The sequence below is a fragment of the Nitrosophilus sp. genome (assembly GCF_982775275.1).
Window position 1 is genome coordinate 1 of record NZ_CEXZHP010000159.1, and the last position, 3598, is coordinate 3598.

General features: G+C 32.9%; 5 protein-coding genes. 4 read left to right on the forward strand and 1 reads right to left on the reverse strand.

Going from position 1 to position 3598, the window contains the following annotated elements; all coding sequences use genetic code 11:
• Positions 1–120: 120 nt before the first annotated feature.
• Complete coding sequence (locus AC30RD_RS07380) at positions 121–1173, reverse strand: SO_0444 family Cu/Zn efflux transporter (protein WP_489493787.1); 1053 nt, start codon at positions 1171–1173, stop codon at positions 121–123.
• An 88-nt stretch (positions 1174–1261) separates the two neighbouring features.
• Between AC30RD_RS07380 and AC30RD_RS07385 the strand changes: the two genes are divergently transcribed.
• The 4 genes from AC30RD_RS07385 (at position 1262) to AC30RD_RS07400 (ending at position 3313) form a co-directional block, all read left to right on the forward strand.
• Positions 1262–1561, forward strand: coding sequence for an ArsR/SmtB family transcription factor (locus tag AC30RD_RS07385; RefSeq protein WP_489493788.1), 300 nt, complete (start codon positions 1262–1264; stop codon positions 1559–1561).
• Complete coding sequence (locus tag AC30RD_RS07390) at positions 1555–1857, forward strand: hypothetical protein (protein WP_489493790.1); 303 nt, start codon at positions 1555–1557, stop codon at positions 1855–1857. The genes AC30RD_RS07385 and AC30RD_RS07390 overlap by 7 nt, the downstream gene beginning before the upstream one ends.
• Before the next feature lie 231 nt (positions 1858–2088).
• The gene (locus tag AC30RD_RS07395) at positions 2089–2247 is read left to right on the forward strand and encodes a hypothetical protein (protein WP_489493791.1); all 159 of its coding nucleotides are present in this window, start codon (positions 2089–2091) and stop codon (positions 2245–2247) included.
• Positions 2248–2344: 97 nt separating this feature from the next.
• On the forward strand, positions 2345–3313 hold the full coding sequence (locus AC30RD_RS07400; protein WP_489493792.1) for an efflux RND transporter periplasmic adaptor subunit: 969 nt from the start codon (positions 2345–2347) through the stop codon (positions 3311–3313).
• The last annotated feature ends 285 nt before the right edge of the window (positions 3314–3598 follow it).

Here is a 3598-nt window from a genome sequence, read left to right on the forward strand (position 1 = left end):
CTGCGGGGTTGTCGGGCTTTGCCCTCGGACGTCCTCGCTTCGCTGCGGGGCTTTCGTTTCGCTTGCGCTCAACATCACTGAAAACAGAAGTCGTGCTTTGGCTCGGACGCCTTTTATGAGCTATAAATAATTATTAGAAGTACCCAAGTTTTCTTTGGTTAAAAAGTATAGAACAAAACTCCAAAGTATAATCGAGCTAATGATTGCTAAAATAGAAGCTTCCTCTTCTAAATGAACTATCGACTTTATATCAACTCCGCTAAAAAGTAGATCAAGTCCTAATCCAAAAAGAATACTACCAATAATAATAGTTCCAAGATAGATTAAAACAGCCTTGTTGCCAAGTTGTTTCTTAACGACGCCTATTGTAACAGTGTTGGTTGCAGGACCAGCACTTAAAAATACAAAAGCGGCTCCCGCGCTTACTCCACTTAGCATCAAAGCTGCCGCAATTGGAAGAGAAGCGGTAGCACAAACATACATTGGCACCGCAATTATTAAGGCAATTAAATATGAAATAAAATAGTACTCTTTTATTATTTCACTTAAATCTTTTGGAACTATAGTAGTTATTGCCGCACCGATTATTACTCCCCAAAAAAGAGGCTTTGCAATGTCTCCTAAAAGAGTAACAAAACCATATTTTAGTGCTGATTTTACTGAAAATCTCTTTTTTACCTTCTCTTCACATCTGCAACTGCCACCCGTGCAATCTTCTTTCTTAATGGTAAAAGAAGTCGGTGGCTCAATCGAAAATCTTGCCATAGATTTTGGTTTATCAAAAAGATTTACTAAAATACCGGCTACTATTGCTATTATCACAGATGTTATTATTCTATAAATGGTAAAAATCCAGCCAAACATTCCATATGTTGCTAAAATAGAGTCAAGACCGGTAATGGGAGTTGAGATCAAAAAGCTAAGAACGCTCCCTTTGTTTGCTCCACTTTTTTGCAAAGATGCAGCAAGAGGTATAACTCCACATGAACAAATTGGCAAAGGAATCCCAAAAAGAGTGGCTTTAACTACTGATGAAATACTGCTTTTTCCAAGATGTTTTTGTATAAAATTTTCTGGAACTATTTCGTGCAAAATTCCGGCAATAAGCAATCCAAAAAGAATATAAGGCGCCATTGCATTGCTAAGTTCTATCAGTGCTTTTACAAACTCCATATTGACTATCCTTTGAAATTTTGGTTAAAATATAACAAATCCGTTATATAACAAGATTGTTATATACTTTTGCTTTTGGAGTGATTAATTGAAAAAATTAGCAAAAATTGCTAAAGTTTTAGGTGATGAGAATAGGCTTAAAGTTTTAGCATTGATTGATAGAGAAAAAGAGGTCTGTGTTTGCGAGGTAAGCGATACATTAAATATTTCACAGCCTCTTGCTTCAAAATATCTAAAACAGTTAAAAGATGCTGGTATAATAGATAGCGAAAAAAGAGGTAAATGGAGTATCTATTTTATAAAATCTGACGAAATAATAGTTGATGCATTTTTGAAAGAGCTTAGAAAATATAGCTTGCCAGATATAAAAAAGTGTGAGAGATGTTAAAAAGAGGGTTGCTTGTTTTATTACTGCTTGGATTTTTTATAAATATTACTCATCCATATATTATTGATGCAAATGGGCATAAAAATGAGAGTATGAAAGAGTATGTTCAAGAGATAAATCAACCTGTAGGAAGCGGTGATTTATGTGATATTCATCACCTTTTTCATATTAGTTTTATTTTGGCAAATCCCCAAATAAATATTGAAGAAATCTTTGTTTCCCAAATAGTAGATTTTGCAATATCCCCATATTATCCACCTTTGTTGGAACCTTCCTTTAAACCGCCAATAGTTTAGGGCTCTTCTAATAATTGAACCCTCTAAATATTTACAAATTGAACATATTTGGTTGATGGTTGATAGTTGATGGTTGTGTGGTTGTGTGGTTAAAACTACTTAACTACTCAACTTTTTTAACTATTTTAACCAAAATACCAATGACTTAATGACCAATTACCAGTACACCAATACAATTACAACTTAAGTGCTATTTATTTTATAAATTCCTATACCTTCGAAGGAGAAAATATGAAAAAGTTAATGTTGATTTTTGCTGTTATAGCAGTAATTTTTGCAAAAGATGATCTAAGTTTTGAAGAGCAAAAAAAATTGCAAAAATCAAATATAAAGATTTACAAAAGATTGTTAATGAAAAATGCGGCGAAAAAATCAAAAACTATTTCTTAAAACATCAAAACAGGCTTTTATATTATCTGGTTTTTACAAAAAATTGTCGCATAAAGATTAACGCTTTAAACGGAAAAGTGATTTACAAGGAGAGACGATGAGAGTCGTTTTTCTTTTAATAATAGCTTCGTTTTTATTTGGGGGAAGTTTTAAAGAGTTTAAAAAAGAAGCCCTCCATGGTTCATATTACCTAATATTAAATAAACTGCTTCTTCAGGAACAAAAGATAAAAAACAAAATTTATTTAAGAGCTTATAACCCGGAGTTTGAGGCAAAAATAAGCGGTTATGAAGCGAATAAAAGATTAAATAAAAAAGGTATAATTTCTTTTAACGATTTGGAAAAATCAAAAATAGAGTTTGAAAAAATTAAATCAAAGTTTAACTCTTTAAAATTAAAACTAAATACTTTAAATATCGATACGAAAAATTTAAAAAAACCTCTCGATTCGCTTATAATCTATTCTCACTCAAGCGGAAAAGTTAGCAAGATTATAGTTCCTCTCCATACAAACGTAGATCCCTTTTCTTCTCTAATGGAAATCGTGACAAACAAGGATCTTTATCTAATCGCATATTTAAGCGTGCAAGAGGCTTTACGCCTATCAAAGAAGATAAAAGCCAAATTTTATTTAGCAAACCACGATTTTGAGGTTAAATTTTTAGAGATTATGCCAAAGGTTGATGAAGAGACGGCTCAGGCGAAGCTTCTCTTTTTTATAGAAAAAAAGAGTTTTCCACTTTTGATAGATGCCTTTGGAGATATTGTAATTGAGACAAAACCTTTTAAAAAAGCTTTAACTGTCAAAAAGAGTGCTCTAAGTATGTTGGATGGAGAATGGATAGTTTTTGTTCCAAAAGAGCATAAAAAGCATTCTAAAAGTGACGAAGAGGACCATGAACACACAGAATTGAATTTTGAACCCAAAATCGTAAAAGTTTTGAGATTTTTAGAAGAAGAGGCCGTAATAGAGGGATTAAAGGAAGGCGCAGAGTATGTGAGCAGTGGTGTGTATATACTAAAATCAAAGCTTTTAAAATCTAAGCTTGGCGAGCATGGGCATTAGAGGGATGTTGGAATTGGGAAATAGGAATTGAACCCTCTGAAAAATTACAAATTGAGCGAAAGCTTTGCAATTTTAATTTGAAAATTTTATGTTCGCTATTAAGCGAAAAAAGTGCACTTAACCCCGAAGGGGCGCTATTGCGTTTGCACTTTTTAATAAAATTTTCAAATGTTGCGTTAGCAAAAATTGCATCCGACTTGAGCGAAATTTAGTAATTTTTCAGAATACTCAATTGGGAATTGGGAATTGAGCCCTCTCTCATCATTTTGAATCTTACCCCCTTAC

What these genes read in the sequence shown, in the direction of transcription:
- AC30RD_RS07380 (WP_489493787.1), bottom strand. Translation starts at nt 1,173, where the DNA reads ATGGAGTTTGTAAAAGCACTGATAGAACTTAGCAATGCAATGGCGCCT.
- AC30RD_RS07390 (WP_489493790.1), top strand. Translation starts at nt 1,555, where the DNA reads ATGTTAAAAAGAGGGTTGCTTGTTTTATTACTGCTTGGATTTTTTATA.
- AC30RD_RS07395 (WP_489493791.1), top strand. Translation starts at nt 2,089, where the DNA reads ATGAAAAAGTTAATGTTGATTTTTGCTGTTATAGCAGTAATTTTTGCA.
- AC30RD_RS07400 (WP_489493792.1), top strand. Translation starts at nt 2,345, where the DNA reads ATGAGAGTCGTTTTTCTTTTAATAATAGCTTCGTTTTTATTTGGGGGA.